The 18839-nt window shown below is 31.0% G+C and carries 18 protein-coding genes; 5 read left to right on the top strand and 13 right to left on the bottom strand.

Going from position 1 to position 18839, the window contains the following annotated elements; genetic code table 11:
• The 6 genes from B0A78_RS06465 to recQ all read right to left on the bottom strand — a co-directional run.
• A partial coding sequence (locus tag B0A78_RS06465) for an IS3 family transposase (RefSeq protein ID WP_133065782.1) occupies positions 1-347 on the bottom strand: 347 nt, incomplete at its 3' end.
• Complete coding sequence (locus B0A78_RS06470) at positions 347-613, bottom strand: transposase (protein ID WP_014165992.1); 267 nt, start codon at positions 611-613, stop codon at positions 347-349. The genes B0A78_RS06470 and B0A78_RS06465, both read right to left, overlap by 1 nt.
• 18 nt (positions 614-631) lie before the next feature.
• A complete protein-coding gene (locus B0A78_RS06475; RefSeq protein WP_014166611.1) occupies positions 632-991 on the bottom strand; it encodes a transposase in 360 nt (119 codons plus the stop codon).
• Between the two features lie 19 nt (positions 992-1010).
• Positions 1011-1361 (bottom strand): hypothetical protein, encoded by a 351-nt coding sequence (locus tag B0A78_RS06480; RefSeq protein ID WP_014166610.1) that lies wholly within the window; start codon positions 1359-1361, stop codon positions 1011-1013.
• A gap of 8 nt (positions 1362-1369) precedes the next feature.
• The gene (locus B0A78_RS06485; protein WP_014166609.1) at positions 1370-1654 is read right to left on the bottom strand and encodes a hypothetical protein; all 285 of its coding nucleotides are present in this window, start codon (positions 1652-1654) and stop codon (positions 1370-1372) included.
• A 384-nt stretch (positions 1655-2038) separates the two neighbouring features.
• Positions 2039-4234 carry a DNA helicase RecQ gene (gene recQ / locus B0A78_RS06490; RefSeq protein ID WP_014166608.1) on the bottom strand — a complete coding sequence of 732 codons (2196 nt, stop codon included), beginning with the start codon at positions 4232-4234 and terminating at the stop codon, positions 2039-2041.
• 236 nt (positions 4235-4470) lie between these two features.
• Here recQ and B0A78_RS06495 point away from each other — a divergent pair, with 236 nt between their 5' ends.
• The 4 genes from B0A78_RS06495 to lptB all read left to right on the top strand — a co-directional run bounded on the left by B0A78_RS06495 (position 4471) and on the right by lptB (position 7494).
• A complete protein-coding gene (locus tag B0A78_RS06495; protein WP_014166607.1) occupies positions 4471-5436 on the top strand; it encodes a KpsF/GutQ family sugar-phosphate isomerase in 966 nt (321 codons plus the stop codon).
• The gene (tatC, locus tag B0A78_RS06500; RefSeq protein ID WP_014166606.1) at positions 5437-6255 is read left to right on the top strand and encodes a twin-arginine translocase subunit TatC; all 819 of its coding nucleotides are present in this window, start codon (positions 5437-5439) and stop codon (positions 6253-6255) included.
• Positions 6248-6592 carry a carboxymuconolactone decarboxylase family protein gene (locus tag B0A78_RS06505; protein ID WP_014166605.1) on the top strand — a complete coding sequence of 115 codons (345 nt, stop codon included), beginning with the start codon at positions 6248-6250 and terminating at the stop codon, positions 6590-6592. The genes tatC and B0A78_RS06505 overlap by 8 nt, the downstream gene beginning before the upstream one ends.
• A 161-nt stretch (positions 6593-6753) precedes the next feature.
• Positions 6754-7494, top strand: coding sequence for an LPS export ABC transporter ATP-binding protein (gene lptB / locus B0A78_RS06510; RefSeq protein ID WP_014166604.1), 741 nt, complete (start codon positions 6754-6756; stop codon positions 7492-7494).
• 207 nt (positions 7495-7701) lie between these two features.
• On the opposite strand, the gene B0A78_RS06515 is transcribed toward lptB, so the two are convergent.
• The 5 genes from B0A78_RS06515 to B0A78_RS06535 form a co-directional block, all read right to left on the bottom strand.
• On the bottom strand, positions 7702-8682 hold the full coding sequence (locus tag B0A78_RS06515; RefSeq protein ID WP_097609486.1) for an FAD:protein FMN transferase: 981 nt from the start codon (positions 8680-8682) through the stop codon (positions 7702-7704).
• On the bottom strand, positions 8682-10877 hold the full coding sequence (locus B0A78_RS06520; RefSeq protein ID WP_097609487.1) for a PepSY domain-containing protein: 2196 nt from the start codon (positions 10875-10877) through the stop codon (positions 8682-8684). The genes B0A78_RS06515 and B0A78_RS06520 overlap by 1 nt, the downstream gene beginning before the upstream one ends.
• A gap of 7 nt (positions 10878-10884) precedes the next feature.
• Entirely contained in the window at positions 10885-11361 is a 477-nt protein-coding gene (locus B0A78_RS06525) for a DUF2271 domain-containing protein (RefSeq protein ID WP_014166601.1), read from the bottom strand.
• Between the two features lie 3 nt (positions 11362-11364).
• Positions 11365-12843: an ankyrin repeat domain-containing protein gene (locus tag B0A78_RS06530; protein WP_097609488.1), complete on the bottom strand. Its 1479-nt coding sequence runs from the start codon at positions 12841-12843 to the stop codon at positions 11365-11367.
• Positions 12844-12935: 92 nt separating this feature from the next.
• Positions 12936-15227, bottom strand: coding sequence for a TonB-dependent siderophore receptor (locus B0A78_RS06535; RefSeq protein ID WP_065213324.1), 2292 nt, complete (start codon positions 15225-15227; stop codon positions 12936-12938).
• 909 nt (positions 15228-16136) lie between these two features.
• Here B0A78_RS06535 and B0A78_RS06540 point away from each other — a divergent pair.
• Positions 16137-17084: a M43 family zinc metalloprotease gene (locus tag B0A78_RS06540; RefSeq protein ID WP_097609489.1), complete on the top strand. Its 948-nt coding sequence runs from the start codon at positions 16137-16139 to the stop codon at positions 17082-17084.
• A gap of 116 nt (positions 17085-17200) precedes the next feature.
• Here B0A78_RS06540 and B0A78_RS06545 read toward each other — a convergent pair whose 3' ends face one another.
• Together B0A78_RS06545 and B0A78_RS06550 are read right to left on the bottom strand one after the other, a co-directional pair.
• Entirely contained in the window at positions 17201-18058 is an 858-nt protein-coding gene (locus B0A78_RS06545) for a glycoside hydrolase family 25 protein (protein WP_097609490.1), read from the bottom strand.
• The gene (locus tag B0A78_RS06550; protein WP_077226001.1) at positions 18059-18799 is read right to left on the bottom strand and encodes a CDP-alcohol phosphatidyltransferase family protein; all 741 of its coding nucleotides are present in this window, start codon (positions 18797-18799) and stop codon (positions 18059-18061) included. It abuts the gene before it with no gap.
• Positions 18800-18839 lie beyond the last annotated feature (40 nt).

An 18839-nucleotide genomic window follows, 5' to 3' on the forward strand; every position in this document is an offset into this window, starting at 1 on the left:
TTAGGTTGAATTGGTCTGAGTAAAGGCTCCTTTATTCTTGCGGGAATTCTTTTCTTACGCTTACATCTTAAATTTAGCCGCATTTCTGTATAAATCCTATAAACTCGTTTATGATTCCATAGATAATCTAAATTTCTCAAACGGTTATACATCATCCAAAAACCCCAAGTACGATGAGATTCAGCCAATTTTAATAACTCTTCGGAAATTTGAAGGTCGCAATTTTTTCGTTTGGACTTATAATAAAACACAGAAGTACTTATACGAAACAGCTTACACGCCTGACGAAAGCTCATTTTAAATCGCTTCCCAACATAGATAACAAGCTCGCGCTTTTCGGCAGGCATTAAAGCTTTTTTTCGATTACATCTTTTAAAACGGTGTTTTGCAAAGTGAGTTCGGCAACAATTTTTTTATACTGGCTCAATTCTTTTTCAAGCTCTTTTAATTGTTTGAGCTGATTGGGTTCAATGCCAGAATATTTACTTTTCCATTGATAAAAAGTGGGCTGACTTATACCAAATTCACGACAAATTTCATTGACCGTTTTGCCCTTGTCTTGTTCTGAGATAATTTTGATGATCTGTGTCTCAGTAAATTTACTTTTTTTCATATTGCTAAAATTAAAAAATTATACTTTTAATCGTAGCTGTTTTTGGGGAAGCTTACACTCTGTTGTTAAACCTTTTCTATAAAGACTAAAAATGAGTTTTCGATGCTCTTCATCCTCATTTCTTAGAACTCCAAGCAATGCTGGATAAAAGGTATCTCTTCGTGTTCTTGGTACCTTTAAAACCATTTCTTTGCCAAAACCATTAGTAGTTCTAGTTCTAAATCCATTTGCATAATCCGTGGGATTTTCTAACTGATGCAATACCCGTTCTGACTTCATAAAGGTCTCTAAGGTCATTTGCATTAATAAATTCGTTCCATTTTCTGAATTTGCAACTTCCAATAATAATTCCGAAATTTGAGCGTGTGTAAAGTCCATAATTGTAAATTTTAATGGTTCATAATTTTAAAATTACAAAAAATTCTTTACACACTTTTTTTGTACAGTATCTTTTTGTTTGTTTTTTTCTACGTTTAACTAATAGATAATTAGCTGATAACACATCAAAAAGCCTACCTCTACCCATTTTTATTTGATGTTCTAGTAGAAATGGTTGTAATAACTCATATCGTTTTCTACCTCCCATATCACGATGGTTTTTTCTTATTTTTAAAACCTCAGAAACAATTAAATCATCTTCAAAAGCGTATTGTTCCTGATGCCAAAAGTGTTGATAATAGGCTTGTCGTGTTACACCAAGTAATCCGCAAAATTTGCCTAAACCAATCTTAGGATAATGGTTCTTCATCTCCTGAATTACTTGGTATTGGACTTTTTTACAATATTGATTTTAAACTCTTTTTCAGCTATTTCTATCATTCTACGATAAGCCTCAGCTAAAAGTTTTACTTCTTGAAGTTCTTTTTCGAGTTCAGTAATCGACTTTTGAGAGTCCCTTTCGTCTTTATTGATTTTAACTGATTTCATATCAGGTAAAGATACAATTCTTGTTTTTAAAACATCAAAACCTCTTTCTCTTAACCAATAGGTAAGTCGACCATTACCAAGATTATGCTTTAACTCAACTTCTTTTAGGGTCAATCGAGCCTGTTAGATAATCATTGCAAACAAATCTTTTAAATTCTTCTGAATATTTTGATTGCCACTTTGTAGAATATTTTACTGAATATCTTTCCATATTTTTACACTTTTTTGTAAAAACATTTTAAGACAAGACAGTGAGCTTCGTTTAAAATACCACTGGTAATAAAAAATCCAATTTTGAAAAATTTCAAAATTGGATTTTTTTATATTTTTTTAATTGTATTCGCCTTACTTCTGAATCTGCCTGATTATTTTTTAAATTCAATGTAGCGAAAACTTCAACTGTGCAAAAAATTTTCGTCATTTTTACCTTTTTTGCCCTTTTCATTTTGATCACAAAATCTAACGCAAACCTGAGGTTAAAAAAATAAGTCTTGCCGATTAATTTGCTACTTCACTAATAAACTTAATTCGCATAAGTCGCAGTTCCTCTGTGTCGTAATCTCCATCAAATTCATTTAAAGCATCCTGAATTTTATCTGATTCTGAATCCATAAAATAATCATGGATCTCTTGCTGTTGATCTTCATCTAAAATTTCATCTATCCAATAATTAATATTTAACTTAGTACCTGAGTAAACAATTTGCTCCATTTCTTTTAATAAGGCATCCATATCTAATCCTTTGGCTTTTGCAATATCATCTAAAGGGAGTTTTCTATCTATATTTTGAATGATATAAAGCTTTAATCCTGAATTAGCTCCAGTAGACTTGACTACTAAATCATCAGGTCGTATAATATCATTTTCGTCAACATATTTGGCTATAAGATCTACAAATGCTTTTCCATATTTTTTAGCTTTTCCTTCTCCTACACCTTGAATATTGCTTAGTTCAGCAATTGTGATAGGGTATTTTAAAGCCATATCTTCTAATGAAAACTCTTGAAAAACGACATAAGGTGGCACTCCTTCTTTTTTACCTACTTTTTTACGCAAATCAACTAACATAGCCATTAGAACCTCATCTGTTGTTCCTGAAGATTTAGCAGCAGTTAGTACAGTATCGTCTTCATTATCATCAAATTCATGATCTTCTGTCATCATAAAAGATGTTGGCGTATTTAAGAACGCATAGCCTTTATCCGTTATTTTTAAAACCCCATAGGTTTCAATATCTTTACGAATGTAACCATCAACCATTACTTGACGGATCAGTGCCATCCAATATTTTTCGTCTTGATCTTTACCTATTCCAAAAAACGGTTGGGCATCTGTCTTATGTGCTTTAATTACGGCATTTAATTTACCTATTAAAGCTAAAATAATTTCTTTTGCTTTATAAATTTCTTTTGTATCTCGTATAGCCTCTAACAATTTAACTACATTATCTTTGGCTTCTGTTTTCTTTTTAGGATTACGCATATTGTCATCCATATCTCCCCCTTCTCCCGTTTCATTATCAAACGTTTCTCCAAAATAATGCAATAAAAATTTACGACGCGACATAGAGGTTTCGGCATAAGAAACAACCTCTTGTAACAAAGCAAAACCTACTTCTTGTTCTGCTATGGGTTTTCCTGCCATAAACTTCTCTAATTTCTCAACATCCTTGTATGAATAGTATGCCAAACAATGCCCTTCTCCCCCATCACGTCCTGCTCTTCCTGTTTCCTGATAATAACTTTCTAAAGATTTAGGTATATCATGATGAATTACAAATCGCACATCGGGTTTATCAATTCCCATACCAAAAGCAATGGTAGCTACTACCACATCTACCTCTTCCATCAGGAACATATCTTGATGTTTGGCTCTAGTTTTAGCATCAAGCCCCGCATGATAAGGCACTGCCGAAATACCATTGACTTTTAGAACTTCCGCTATCTCTTCTACTTTTTTGCGCGAAAGACAATAAATAACCCCTGACTTTCCTTTATGTTGTTTTATAAAACGAATAATATCTGCTTCTACATTTTTAGTTTTTGTTCGTACTTCATAAAATAAATTAGGACGATTGAACGATGCCTTGAATACATTTGCGTCAGACATTTCTAGATTTTTTAGTATGTCTTCTTGAACTTTTGGTGTAGCTGTTGCCGTTAATCCAATAATTGGAATTTCACCCAGAGCTCTAATTATATTTCTTAAATTTCGATATTCAGGTCTAAAATCATGTCCCCATTCTGAAATACAATGGGCTTCATCAATAGCAACAAAAGAGATTTTATGTTCTTTCAAAAAATCAATATATTCTTCTTTTGTTAAAGATTCAGGGGCTACATACAATAATTTCGTAAAGCCAGATGCTATATCTTTCTTAACTTGGTTTATTTCTGTTTTATTTAATGAAGAATTAAGAACATGTGCAATTGCATCTCCAGAGCCTAAACTTCTAAGAGCGTCTACTTGATTTTTCATTAACGCAATCAGAGGCGAAACGACGATAGCCACGCCCTCCTGAATCAGCGCAGGTAACTGATAACATAACGATTTCCCACCTCCTGTGGGCATTATAACAAAAGTATTCTCTCTAGATACAATACTCTTTACTACTTGTTCTTGTAGTCCTTTAAATTGGCTAAATCCAAAATACTTTTTTAATTCTTTGTGTAAATCAATTGGGTCAGAACTCATTCTTCAATTATTTTCTATTGATAAGTTAACGAAATGATGAAAATCAAACAGCTTTTATACTATCCCCAACTAGTAAAAAAAAATGCGTTTGGTGTTTTTTTGAGAAATTTTAAACAAATTTAATAAAATTTCAATCAAATAAAAAATCCTTTCAACTAGGTATTTTTATAAATTTGCACTGAATAAAGATACTATTTTCTTTATCATTATACAAATTTTAAAAAGAGACCCTTGTTTTGACAACCAAAGACACCATCCTTGCCGCTGCTAAAGCCTCCTTACTAGAACAAAGTGAAGCTATAGCAAACTTAGTAAACTATCTAACTGACGATTTTGCTCAAGCAGTAGAAGTTATATATAATACAAAAGGCCGTCTAATCGTTACAGGAATAGGAAAAAGTGCCATTATTGCTCAAAAAATGGTTGCTACTTTTAATTCTACAGGAACCCCGTCTATGTTTTTACATGCCTCCGAAGCGATACATGGTGATTTAGGCATGGTGCAAAGTGGCGATGTCATTATTTGCATATCAAAAAGCGGGAATAGTCCCGAAATAAAAGTATTAGTTCCTTTATTAAAACGTTTTGGCAACCAATTAATAGGAATGACTGCTAATCTTCACTCTTTTTTAGGCAAAGAATCTGATTTAGTATTACATGCTTATGTAAGTAAAGAATCTTGCCCTAATAATTTAGCGCCTACTAATAGTACTACTGCCCAGTTAGTATTAGGCGACGCGTTAGCCATTTGTTTAATGAAAAAAAGAGATTTCAAAAGTGAAGATTTTGCCAAATACCATCCTGGCGGAGCATTGGGAAAAAAGCTCTTACTACGTGTTAGTGATCTATTAGACAAAAATCACAAACCACAAGTTACTCCTGACTCCCCTATAAAAGATGTAATTGTAGAAATATCAGAAAAAAGACTTGGCGTAACCGCTGTAATAGAAGGCAAACAACTAATTGGTATTATAACAGATGGAGATATCAGAAGAATGCTAAACACGACTGAAACCATATCAGGATTAAAAGCAAAAGATATCATGACTCTAACGCCAAAAACAATTGCGTTAGATGCCATGGTAATCGATGCGTTTCATACAATGGAAGATTTTTCGATTACACAATTAGTAGTGGAAGCCGATGGAAACTATGTAGGAATATTACATATACATGACATTTTAAAAGAAGGAATTATATAAATGGCTAAGAAAAATTTATCAGAAATGTCTTTTTTAGACCATCTAGAAGAACTTAGATGGCTACTTATAAGAAGTACTATAACAATTGTTATATTAGCAATCGTAGTATTCTTTTTTGCTGATTTTATATTTGATCAAATAATTTTTGGTCCTACACGAGTAGAGTTTATTACATATCGTTTTTTTTGCGATGCTTCTCACTATCTTGGTTTTGCTGATACAATTTGTATTGAAGAACTCCCTTTTACCATTCAAAACACCAGTATGGAAGGGCAAGTAAATGTTTTTGTATGGATGTGTATTACAGCTGGGTTTATTTTGGGATTTCCTTATATATTATGGGAATTATGGCGTTTTATCAGCCCCGCCCTGTATGATAACGAAAAAAAATACGCCAAAGTTTTTATCATTTCAGCATCAGTTCTTTTTTTTACAGGTGTTCTATTTGGTTATTATGTCATAGTTCCTATGTCTGTAAATTTTTTAGCCTCTTTTTCTATCAGTAGCGTAGTTAAAAACGATATTGATTTAAATTCATATATAGGAATGGTTAAAACATCTGTATTAGCGGGTGGTATTTTTTTTGAAATGCCCATCATTATCTATTTATTAACTAAACTAGGACTTATTAAACCAAGTTTTTTACAAAATACTCGAAAATATGCTATCGTAATTGTATTAATCATAGCCGCCATTGTTACCCCTCCTGATGTGGTAAGTCAGGTAACTGTTGCAGTTCCTATGCTTTTAATTTACGAAATGAGTATTATTATTTCTAGAATTGTCTACAAAAACCAATTAAAAGAACAAAATGGCTGATTTAGTAAAAGATTTTAATGATTATCGTTCTAAAATGAACGAAAAAATATTAGGCGATGATAATAAGGTTATCAAACGAATTTTTAATCTAGACACAAATACTTATACGGAAGGTGCTTTAGATATAAAAACAAAAGAACTAATGGGACTAGTTGCATCAGCTGTATTACGTTGTGATGATTGTATCAAATATCATCTAGAAACTTGTTACAAATTAGGCATCAAAAAAGCTGAAATGATGGAAGCTATGAGCGTTGCTACATTAGTTGGAGGTACTATTGTAATTCCTCACTTAAGAAGAGCTTACGAGTTTTGGGAAGCCCTTGAAAATAATTAATTTATTTTAAAATTAGTCATTTTGAAAAATTGAAATTATATTTTTATACTCATTTCTCTTTTTCTTTGATTAATTTTAAGTTTATTTGTCAGATTGGATTTAAAAAATGATTTTGAATATTTTATTCATTTTCAAATTTTTCAAATTTTCAAATTTAAAACATGGTATTAAGAGCAGATAATTTAGTCAAAACATACAAAAAGAGATCCGTTGTAAAAGGGATATCTGTTGAAGTTAATCAAGGTGAAATAGTTGGACTTTTAGGTCCTAATGGGGCTGGAAAAACAACTTCCTTTTATATGATTGTAGGCTTAGTAAAACCTAATTCGGGAAATATTTACCTAGATGACATGGACATTACGGATTTCCCTATGTACAAAAGAGCTCAAAACGGTATTGGCTATCTTGCTCAAGAAGCTTCTGTTTTTAGAAAGATGAGTATTGAAGATAATATAATGAGCGTCTTACAATTGACTAATCTTACTAAGGATCAACAAGAAGAAAAGATGGAAGCTCTTATTGAGGAGTTCTCATTAAATCATATCCGTACAAACCGAGGGGACTTACTATCGGGTGGTGAGCGTCGTCGTACAGAAATAGCACGATGTTTAGCTACTGATCCTAAATTCATTTTATTAGATGAACCTTTTGCGGGTGTTGACCCTGTGGCTGTAGAAGACATTCAACGTATTGTAGCGAAACTTAAAAATAAAAACATCGGTATTTTAATTACAGATCATAACGTACAAGAAACTCTTGCTATTACAGACAAAACATATCTAATGTTCGAAGGAGGTATTCTAAAAGCTGGAGTTCCTGAAGAATTAGTAGAAGATGAAATGGTACGTCGTGTATATCTAGGACAAAATTTTGAATTGAGAAGAAAAAAATTAGAATTTTAATACAAATACTACGATCAAGAACTTAAAAAAATATTTTTTTTAAGTTCTTGATCTATTTTTCTTCTGGGTTCTTTTCAGTCTCAAAATAAAACCAATATGAAAATATTAATGTAGGTAGAATATTAACATAAAACTAGGTTAATATTTATTACAAAGTTATTTTTTGGTTAATCATAAGTATAATCCAAACATTTAGACTTATACATTCTAAATATTTTTTTTGCTTTTCTTAAAATTCTTAGATTTTATGATCCTCCCTTTATCTGTAACTAAAACATAAGAATAAGCTGGATAATTAGCTAATAACTTGGCTCCTTCTTTTAGTCCCAAAACCATTATAGAAGTACTAAAACCATTGGCAATTTCTGCACTAGGACCAAAAACAGTCGCACTACAAATACCTTGGCTTGGATAACCTGTTTTAGGATTAATAATATGGGAATATTTTTTTCCATTTATTTCTACATATTTTTCATAGCTTCCTGAAGTGGTTACAGCATATCGTCCTAATTTCACGATATCTACAAATTCTTCTTTTCCAAAAGGATTGGTAATTCCTATGCTCCATCGTTTTCCGTTAGCTTGTTTTCCCCAAGTAGTCAAATCACCTGATGCGTTAATAATTCCTCCCAAAACTCCTTTTGTCTCTAAGAGGGTACGTACCCGATCAGCCGCATAGCCTTTTCCTATAGAACCAAAACCAATCTTCATCCCTTTTTCTTTTAAAAAAATAGTAGATTTTACTGTATCTATTACGATGTTTTTATAATTTACTTTTTCTATAGATTTTTTTATAGCAATTTCTGTAGGCATAGCAGTCATAGAACCATCAAATTTCCATATTTTATCCATTGCTACTATACTAATGTCAAAAGCTCCTTCTGTTATTTTAGAAAAATACAATCCTGACTTTGTGAGTTGTATTATTTCATTATCTACTTTTACAGGTTGTACACCTGCATATTGATTAACTTGTGAAATTTGTGTAGTAGGTTTCCATTCTGAAATCAGATTTTCTATGCGATCTATTTCAGTTATGGCTTCATCAATTCTTTTTTCAGCCAAAATGCTATCTTTTTCTACTATGGTAATATCAAATCGGCTTCCCATAAGTGTAACAATTCTATGACGTTGTACCTGTGCATACTGCAAAAAGGGAAAAAGTAGAATCAAGACTAGTATTTTCATTAATAACAATCTATTAAAATTTGTTCTTTTGATTTGTAAAAATCTATTTTTTTAGTATCATTTCTTAAAGCATAATTCTCTAACAAGGTTTCTATGTCTTTTTGCATGGCTAAAGATCCACAAATCATCAACACTCCTTCTTCCTCTAATATCTGAAAAATAAAATCTAAATCGCGATTTACTAAATCTGTAACATAAGATTGATTTCCTTCTCTAGACAAGGCTAATTTAAAATCTTGTAATCTACCTTCTTTTTTAAACACTTTTATCTGAGCTTCTATTTTTTGTACAAAAGAACTTTTTGCTCTAAACCCTGCATATAAATATAGGGATTGCTTTGATGTAGCTTCTGCTATCATTCCTAAAAAGGGAGCAATACCAGTACCATTAGCAATCATCACTACTTTCTTATTTTTAGGTCGATTAAATTTAACATTTTTTACAATAGTTCCTTTTAGCGTTTGTCCTTCTTCTAATTGATAGAGATAATTAGATCCTAATCCTCTGGGATGTAGTTTTATCATGAGTTGTATTGTATCTCCAAGCTTACCGATAGAATATAAACGCTCTTTTTGAGAATGTCCTAGCTCTATAGCTAGCAAATCACCTGAACTTACTTTTATTGTTTTTTGAGGTTCTAATACCAGTATAAAATTAGAGCAATTTCCTTCCACTTGGCTTTTAGAAATCACTTTAAACAGGGTTTTCTTTTTGTTCTTATCTAAATACGTCGTTTCTAAATTACTTAATTGAATGGTAGTAGTCTTATTCCAATTTGATATCCAGTGTAGCCAATCGTTCATAGATTGATCATCTATTGTGTGTAAATCAATTATTTTTTGATTCCAAGATTGTTTTTTTAATAGTGTTTCTACTTGTTTAGCATATCCACAAAAATCAGGATATTGGGAGGAACCAAATCCTACTACGGCTGTTTGTATGGTATGTAATTGTTTGTATTTTTGAATTAATCCTTCAAAACGACTGGCATTAGCAGGTGCATTACCATCACCGTAAGTGGAGGTTAAAAATAAAATGGTATGTGCATTGGGTGCTGTTTGATACTGATTCATAGATCCAACAAAGGATTTGATTCCTTGTTGTAAAAACTGATTATGAATGGCATTAGCAAACTTCATCGTACTCCCGTTTTCTGATCCAACTAATAGGATTAATTCACCCTCCTCTAAAGTATAACTATTGGTCTGCCTATGACGTAACCGTTTATATGAAATCAAAAATCCTGAAACAATAAAAACCAAAATACTGAATACGCTAAGTAATAATACGGACGACCAAAGAATAGATCCTCTTCCTGTATGTAGATCTAAACTGAGGTTTTCTAACCTCACCCATTTTGATATTGGAACTTCACTCAATATCTCTCCATTCCATTGATTGATTAAGATTACTCGATCTTTTAAATTTAGTGTAAAGTGTTCTTCTACTTCGTCTGCAAACGGAAATTCTAACTTTTGAACATCTGATAATAAAACCTTTTTAAAAATGGGAAAATCTTCTATTTTTTTTTGAGAAAGCGGTTTTTGAGAAACAATTTCCTTATGATTTAGTAAAGAATCTTTCTCTAAAATTTTAAAATTATATAGTGTTAAAAAAGCTCCTGTTAGGGCCATAATCAAAATAGGGATAGCCATCCATCTACTTAGTAATACATGAAGATAGGAAGACCAATGATCTTTTTTAATTTTTTTTATAAGACCTACGAAGCCATTTTGGCGTTTTAGCAATAAAGCAATTCCCGTACTGGTTATAACAGCCAGAAGAAAGGCATTGATTCCTAGAATAATTCGCCCTGTTTTATGCAAAAAAAGCGATCGGTGTAAAGAAGTTACCCATTTGATCCATTGTGTGTGTTTTTTAGGAGTTCCTATTATTTTACCCGTATTAGGGTTAATAATAGCTTCTACTTCATTAGCATCTGTATCTAATCCTTTTATTATTACATACTGGCTAGGAGAAACGGTTAGTTCTGTTACTTCGATGAACTCTTTTTTTAGAGGGGTTAGAACTTTTGCAAGTTTGATTTCCTTAAAATTATCAACTTTATAGGATGGAATTTCTTGATTTATGGTATCTATTGCTAAAATTCCTCCCGTTACAGAAGCTAGTACTAAAAATAGAGAAGCTATAAGAGCCAAGGCAAAATGAGCCAATCGCCAAATAGATAAGGTCATTGCCTATTTATAATTTATTTAATTTAACAAAACGAATATATCCTTTTCCTTCTACTTTATTTAATAAAGTTTCTGTGGTTAATGGAAATTCTGCATCTGTAATATGATATTTTTGATTTTCTACAGCTGATTCGAAACGAATTTTATACCCTGTATTTATTTTAGAGTCTTCTATTTCTAAAACGGTTACACTTCTATCGCCTCCTGCTACGGAAGCTCCTGTTTTTGCATCTACTTTATTTTTTTTGCTATAAAATTTATACCATTCTTTGATGTCTTTATACCATTTTTTGTCATCTCCCATTACATATAATGTTTTCTCATATTGCCCTTTTGGATTGATTAATGATACTACAATATAAGCTCCTTCTCCTACATAGTTTGTCATTTGCAACATACATTTGTATTTAGAGGTTTGAGCTGTTATGCTATTAAAAAACAATGAAAAAACAATCAGTCCTAAATATTTTGTGTACTTATTCATCTCTTATTTTAAAAAATCTAAATTTATTTGTTTTTTAGCTAATACTTCATTTTCTTGGGCTAATGAATAGGCTGTTTCATCTAAATCTGTTTTTGCCTTTTTATCAGCTCCTAGAGTAAGTAAATAGTTTATTATATTTTCATCTTTAGCTACCATGGCTGCTTTATGTAAAGCGGTTAATCCTGCTTCATTTTTAGCATTTATATTTATTTCAAAACCTTCTAACTTTTTTAAATATTCTAAATCATTTTTTATTACGGCAAGATGGTAGAGCGTATCTCCTTTTCTTAAAGGTTTTTTTAGATCTATTCCTTTTTCTTTTAACCATTTTAGTTTATCTAGAAAATCATCGTTCCCGTTTTTAGGTGCTCTATAATTTTGCACTAAATGGTAGGCTAAACCTTGTCCGTCTTTATCCAACAAATCAATAGTAACTCCTTTATTTACTAGTGTATTCATTGTTTCTACTAAGCCTGATTTAACGGCTTGCATTAAGGCAGATTCCCCCTTATTATTGGTTCTACTTACGTCAACTCCTTTTTCTAATAAAAAATTCACAAATGCAAAATCACGCGTTCCTGCTACTTTATGTAAAGCGGTATTTCCTTCGTTATCTATTGCGTTTATTAAAACGCCTTTCTGTAAAAAATATTGAGCAATTGGGATCTGATTTTCTTTCTTAGCTATGAGGTGAAGAATGGTTTCTCCATTTGTAGTGGAAACAGTTGGTTTTAATTTTAAATCGTCAATAAGATATTGAAATATTTCTAAGGAATTAGCAGATCGTCGAGTAGCTTCAGCGGCCATTAATAAGGCATTAGGAGTCCATTTACTTCCTTTTTCAATAAGTTTTTTTAAATTAGTTATATTACCGGTTCTGGCAGCATAATCAAAAACTGTTTTTCCTAAGGCATCTTGATCTTTTACGCTTAATCCTTTTGTTTCTAAAAATTGTGTAACGGACAAATCTTTATCATAAGGCACAGCTAACATTAATAGGGTTGCTTTATCTTTATATAACTTTTTAGGGTCTAAACCTGCTTTAAAAAAGATTTCTATTAATTCTTTTTTAGCATTACCACTAGCCAAAGCATAAGCCAAAGGTGTCGTATTATGGGAATCTTCGTGATTGATATTAGCTCCTTTATTTATAAGATCTTGTACTAACTCTATATTTCCTTTAGCAGCAGCCCAATGCAGATAGGTTCTTTCATCATGTGTGAGCTTATTTATTTCATTTCCTTTTTGTTCCAACAAATAGTAAATCACTTCATTTGACACACCATTATTAATAGCTAATGTAACAGGATCAAAAGCGGAAGAGTTTAGCTCTGAAGCATTATTGCCTTTGGCTATTTCAGCTTGAACTATGGTTAGATTCGGATTTTTTTTCCAAAAATTTCCATCTAATAATGTATTTTTTTGTTGGGCAATTGACACTATATTAAATAGCATTGCTATTATTATATGTATTCTTTTCATTTCTAACTTTTATGTATAAGTAATAAAAAAATATAAAGGCAAAAGTATAGTTTTAAAACTATACTATTTGCCTTTCACAAAAACAAAACCTTTTAAAATTGATATTTTAGTGTTGCCATAAATTGTCTTGGCGGTATTGGATTAATACTGTAATTTTCATGTACTGTATAATTTAAAGTATTAGCCACATTAGACAATTTACATAATAAACTTATATTTTTATAAGTGTATCCTAGAGTTGCATCCGCAACTACATAACCACTAACTGGAATCTCACGTTCTTCTATAAATACTGTTCCATTTTTATCTTTTGCATAACGGTTATTCCAACCGCCTATACGATTTCCTATATAGTTAGTTATAGCTCCTATGGAAACATTTTTGAAAAATCCGTTTTGTACTGTATAAAAGAAACTTAAATTAGCTGTTTGATCAGGGGTACGCGCCAAACGATCCCCTTCTAATGAACTGCCTACTAATCCAGATGTTTTCACAAAACGCATATCGTTATAACTATAACCTGCATTAATCTTGAATCCTTCGATAGGTGTTACGGTAATATCTAATTCAATTCCTTTGCTTCTTGTTTTACCTGATAGTTCTTTGATATTCGAATTAGAATTGGCTTTACCATCTAAGGTTGTAGCTGCCATTTGGACTAAATTATTATTTTCAATGCTATAAACAGTTACTCCTGTTGTTAAATTACCTTTAAAAAATTCTGTTTTTACTCCTGCTTCATATTGATTTATAATAGAGGGTTTTATAGGATCATTATAAATATCAACTCCTGTGTTGGTAGTGAATGAATTTGAATAACTTCCAAAAATTGCTATTGATTGCATTGGTTGAAAGACCAAACCAAATTTAGGAGAAAATGCTTTATCTACTTGTATAGCGCCTTCAATTGGTGCATTATCTTTATCTGCTTCATGATTAAGCACAAAAGGAGTTTGTCCTTTAGGACTTGTAGTATTTCCACCATCAATTTTGGCATTATATACAGTACTTTGAACTTCTTGCCATGACCAACGCAAACCAGCAAGTACTTTTAATTTTTCATGAATAGATATTAAATCTTGAGCAAAAAAGCCAAAACGTTTTCCTTGATTCTTTGTTAGTACTGAATTATAATTTTCTTGTGATCCTTTTTCGTTTGAAAATGTAATAGGATCAAAGATATTGATTTTATCATAATCTGTTATAGCAATAAATTTACCATCTTTTTGTTTTGTATAAAACAAATAGGAATAACTATCCGTATAACTAGTTTCTCCATCTACTCCTGTAAATAATTCATGTTTGAAACCAAAAGTTTTAAAACTTCCTTGTAATCCTAATTGTTGTCCTAATAGTGTTTCAACATTTTTGTTCTTACCTAATTTTCTAGTTAAATCACCCGTTATGTTAGAAGGTTGAATTCTGTCTGTTCCTTCAAATTGTCTTGAATAATTTTGGAATGACATATTTGCAATAAACTTCCAAGAATCATTAATCTGATGTTTTAAAAGAGCGGATAATGATCCCTGACGTGTTTGTCCGTTAGACCAATTAGCACCTAAATAACGACTAATAGGTACATCCAGAATAGTCTTCCCAAAAGCACCTGTTCCAAAATCAGGTGTCCAATTATCGTACAAATAATCCATTTGAAGAAGTACATCTGTTTTTTGGGTTGCCTTAAATAGAAAAGAAGGATTAATATAATAACGTTCTCTACTTACTACATCTCTAAAACTTTTTGATTTTTCAAAACTACTCACTACCCGGTAAGCAATTGATTTACTAAGAGGCCCATAAAAATCAATTACAGGTTTGTAAAAATCATAACTTCCTGTTTGAAAAGATAACTCTCCTCCTCTTTCAAACAAAGGGGTCTTGGTTACTAAATTTAAAATTCCTCCTGGTGCTACATTTCCGTATAACAAAGCACTATTTCCTTTTAAAAATTCTACTTTTTCTAATGAAATCACCTCAGGCATTGACCCTCCATTTTGACGAAAACCATTTTTAAAAATATTATTCGTACCCATATCATAACCTCTTGACCAAAAGGATTCTTGTGCTCCACCACGTGCTGAGCCTACATAAACACCATTTGCGTTTTTTACGACATCGCTCAAACGAACCGATTGTTGTTGATAAATCACTTCTCCTCCAATAGATTGTAAACTTTGAGGATTATCAAAAGGTTTTAATCCCGTACGAACAGTAGAAACAAACTTTTTTTGTTTGTGTTGTCTTATTTCTATTTCTTTTAACGAATATCTTTTTTTTCTAGCCGTATCATTTTCAACGGTATTTTCTGTTTCTCCTTGAAACCTATCTTGACCGAAACTTTGTCCAGACAAGAATAATAAGCATCCTAACCAATATAACTTCATTTTATTTAGACTAATTTTAAATTGTTTTTGGACTGCAAATATAAGATTAGAATTTTAAAAATAAAACATTATTTTTAATTATTCTAAATAAAAAATAAAAAGATTTATTCTAAAAAAAGAAATATCTATTTGAGAGATGAGGTTCTTGGACACAGTAAATACCTAACCTTCTAATTTTCAAAACATTATTTTTTCACACATCAAGTACCATCGAAATAGATTCTAAAGTGTTTATTCATAATTTTTACCACGGAGGGATTGTATAGTAGATAAGAATATAGCTAAAATCTGTTAAAAGTTTGCTATATCCGCTTATTTCATTTGTTTTCAGCTTGAACTAAATGATAGAATTACTTATTAAATACCATAAGAACGCTTCTTATATTTTAAGTAGGTTGATACCTTTTTATTCTTTCCCTTAAAATATCCCTTGAATTAACGGATATGTAATTATGAATAGTTAGTGTGTTTTGACATTTTTTAGGCTTTATTTCTTCCTTATTAAAACTAATCTAAAGATTTAATACGAATCTTTTGATAAAACAAAAGCAGCTATCTATAAACCGTTTGTTCTTCAAATAATTATTAATTATTTACAAAAAATAAGTTAAACAAAACCTAAAAAAAACATTTAAAAAAGAAACAACTCACTAAAAACAAGCAACTTATATTTTTAATTAAAGTAGACCGCTTATTTTTAACATATAACAAAGAAAAAAAGTACCTTATCTTTGAATCTCCCAAGTTATCTATGATTTTTTAAATTCTTTATCATAAATAAGGAATCTATACCCAAAATTATAACACTATTAAATCGTCGAAAAAACTTATTTTTTCTAATGTTTATTGATTTTTAAACAATAAACATTAATTTTTAATCCAGAGTTAAACTAAATTAAATAATATCTTATGAAAAAATTATTTATTACGATGCTCTTGGCATCTTTAACAGTATTTTCTTGTCAAAAAGAAAATATAACAGAGGGTAAAACTGTAAATTATGCAGAAAACGCAATCCTTAATAATCCAAAAAACAGGTATGATGATTCTTACGATTCTAAAAGGACTTACACCCTTACAGAAAAAAGAGAAATCCCAGTTCAATTTAATATTTTGTATAAAAAAGGGAAAAGAGGAAGTAAAATAACAGAACAAGACATAAGAAAACAAATTGAGATTTTAAATAAGTCTTTTGAAGGAAAAGACGACAATTTTGCAAATACGCCTCAGGAATTTTCTAAACTTGCTTCTGGAAATACTAAAATTTCTTTTGTACTAAAAGGGATTAGTAGAAAAGAAACTGAATTTGATGCTGTATTAGGTCAACAAGAATGGTTTAAAACAAAAGAGCATGGTTTTCTTGCTGAAAATACCGAGAAAACATTAACGGTATGGATTTTAGACAGTTTATATGATCAAGAGGGTGATGATTTTGCGGGATACGCTTCTCCTTTATCAGGCGATAGAAATTATTGGGGAATTGCATTAAATTCATTATATCTTTATGATCCTGCTCCTCAACATCCAAGTATCATAAAATTCGGATATACTAAGGGAAAAATACTTGTTCATGAAGTAGGACATTATTTTGGATTATATCACCTTTCTGGACCTACTGGCAATTGTGGTGATGATTTAGTATCAGACACTCCGCTTGCTCCAAAAGAGCATTATGGTTTTCAAAAGCATCCTTTAAAAGAAATTTGCCACGGCAAAGAGTACACTCAAATGTTTGTTAACTATATGGATTATGCTGCTGATGAACAAAGAACAATGTTTACAAAAGGACAAGCGAATAAGATGTATTTTACTTTTCAAGAAGGGAAACCTCATCAAAAATTAGGTTTAAAAAAATAGCTCTTTTTACGTTTGTAGATAATTCTTTTTGAAAAGAAAAGAAGTAGGCATTGTAAAGACCAATTTTCTAAAACACAAAATTGGTCTTTACTTTTTATAACAAGAATCGTGTGGCACTATTTAATTAATAATTCTTTCATTGTTACGGAAGTTCCGTTATAAATATTAAGATCTACAGTACCTTTAATCCCTGGTATTTTTCCGTTTTCTGTTAATTGCCATATAGACCATTCAGAGTCTATTTCCTTATAAAATGCGGTGTAATTAGCAATCCAAAAAGGGTAATCTCCAAAATCTTCCTTTAAAAAATCTTCATAATAACTTTCACTACTATAAATAATAGGTTTTACTCCGTAATGAGCTTCCACTTTTTCCAACCATCGTTTTAATCCTACTTTTAACCGTTTTATTGATTGGGCTTTTGGCAGTTTTTCTATATCTAACACGGGAGGAAAATCGCCTTCTACTAAAGTAACTTGTTTTATAAAATTTTCTGCTTGTTCTATTGAATTTTCATTAGGTCTATAATAATGGTACGCTCCTACTATAAAACCTCTTTCTTTTGCGCGTAACCAGTATTTTTTAAATTTCTTATCTACTTTATTGCTTCCTGCGGTTGCTCTGATAAAAACAAATTCTATAGGATACCCTCCTTCTATTTCTTTTACTTTCGCCCAATTTATATTATCTTGGTATTCTGAAAGATCAATACCGAAAGATTTTTCGATATGCGTACCTAGTACCTTATCAATAGGCATAGAACGCGCTTCATTGTAAATAATTTTATCTGTAGTAAATCCTAAATAACGGGCAATACTTCTTTTTTGACTATAAAGAATAACCACAATACTCAATGTCATCACTAGTTTGAAAAACAAGGAACTTGAAAAAAAAGACACTTGGTTTTGTGGTCGTTTTTTCGAATGTGTATGGGTTCCTTTTTTAACTCCCTTAGAATATTTTTTTTGAGCCATTTACCCTTTCTTCAAAAATAAATTATTAATAACAGAAAGTAATATATAGGCAATAATTATCAGAGGTATTCCTAGATATTTAAAAACTAGCAATAAAACAACGCTCAATGTCAGAAAAAGAATTTGCAGGGCATTTTTAGACCAAGTGAATTGTTTTATTTTTAAAGAAAATAATGGTATTTCGGCATTCATTACATAAGCACTTAAAGCAGTAATTAACAAAAGGATGTAAGGATTATGCAAAATATCTACAATTATAGAAATATCTGTAAACTTAATAACTAAAGGCAAACTCATTATAAACAATGAATTAGCTGGAGTTGGAACGCCTATAAATGAATCTGTTTGGCGAGTATCTATATTAAAATTAGCTAATCTAAAGCAAGCTCCTAATGAAATAATAAAACCTAAAAAAGGAAGCAACATAACGGACCCTTCCAATGTATTAAGACTTAATTCCTGATTTCCCCCTATTGCTTTTAATATCATTTGAAACATAACATATCCTGGAGCAACTCCACTAGTTACCATATCTGCCAACGAATCTAATTGCAATCCTAAAGGACTTTGAACTTTAAAAAGACGTGCAAAAAAGCCATCAAAAAAATCGAGAAATATCCCTAAACATACAAAGAAAAAGGCCCACTCAAACTGTAATTGTGAAACAAAGACAATAGCTATACATCCTGAAAGCAAGTTCAATAATGTAATTAAATTTGGAATTTGCGATTTTATTGACATAAAAATGATTTTGTAATTTTTAATTTTAAACCTACAAAGG

Source organism: Flavobacterium columnare NBRC 100251 = ATCC 23463, assembly GCF_002530675.1.
GTDB classification, from domain to species: Bacteria; Bacteroidota; Bacteroidia; order Flavobacteriales; family Flavobacteriaceae; genus Flavobacterium; species Flavobacterium columnare.

What these genes read in the sequence shown, in the direction of transcription:
- B0A78_RS06470 (WP_014165992.1), bottom strand. Translation starts at nt 613, where the DNA reads ATGAAAAAAAGTAAATTTACTGAGACACAGATCATCAAAATTATCTCA.
- B0A78_RS06475 (WP_014166611.1), bottom strand. Translation starts at nt 991, where the DNA reads ATGGACTTTACACACGCTCAAATTTCGGAATTATTATTGGAAGTTGCA.
- B0A78_RS06480 (WP_014166610.1), bottom strand. Translation starts at nt 1,361, where the DNA reads ATGAAGAACCATTATCCTAAGATTGGTTTAGGCAAATTTTGCGGATTA.
- recQ (WP_014166608.1), bottom strand. Translation starts at nt 4,234, where the DNA reads ATGAGTTCTGACCCAATTGATTTACACAAAGAATTAAAAAAGTATTTT.
- tatC (WP_014166606.1), top strand. Translation starts at nt 5,437, where the DNA reads ATGGCTAAGAAAAATTTATCAGAAATGTCTTTTTTAGACCATCTAGAA.
- B0A78_RS06505 (WP_014166605.1), top strand. Translation starts at nt 6,248, where the DNA reads ATGGCTGATTTAGTAAAAGATTTTAATGATTATCGTTCTAAAATGAAC.
- lptB (WP_014166604.1), top strand. Translation starts at nt 6,754, where the DNA reads ATGGTATTAAGAGCAGATAATTTAGTCAAAACATACAAAAAGAGATCC.
- B0A78_RS06515 (WP_097609486.1), bottom strand. Translation starts at nt 8,682, where the DNA reads ATGAAAATACTAGTCTTGATTCTACTTTTTCCCTTTTTGCAGTATGCA.
- B0A78_RS06520 (WP_097609487.1), bottom strand. Translation starts at nt 10,877, where the DNA reads ATGACCTTATCTATTTGGCGATTGGCTCATTTTGCCTTGGCTCTTATA.
- B0A78_RS06525 (WP_014166601.1), bottom strand. Translation starts at nt 11,361, where the DNA reads ATGAATAAGTACACAAAATATTTAGGACTGATTGTTTTTTCATTGTTT.
- B0A78_RS06530 (WP_097609488.1), bottom strand. Translation starts at nt 12,843, where the DNA reads ATGAAAAGAATACATATAATAATAGCAATGCTATTTAATATAGTGTCA.
- B0A78_RS06535 (WP_065213324.1), bottom strand. Translation starts at nt 15,227, where the DNA reads ATGAAGTTATATTGGTTAGGATGCTTATTATTCTTGTCTGGACAAAGT.
- B0A78_RS06540 (WP_097609489.1), top strand. Translation starts at nt 16,137, where the DNA reads ATGAAAAAATTATTTATTACGATGCTCTTGGCATCTTTAACAGTATTT.
- B0A78_RS06545 (WP_097609490.1), bottom strand. Translation starts at nt 18,058, where the DNA reads ATGGCTCAAAAAAAATATTCTAAGGGAGTTAAAAAAGGAACCCATACA.
- B0A78_RS06550 (WP_077226001.1), bottom strand. Translation starts at nt 18,799, where the DNA reads ATGTCAATAAAATCGCAAATTCCAAATTTAATTACATTATTGAACTTG.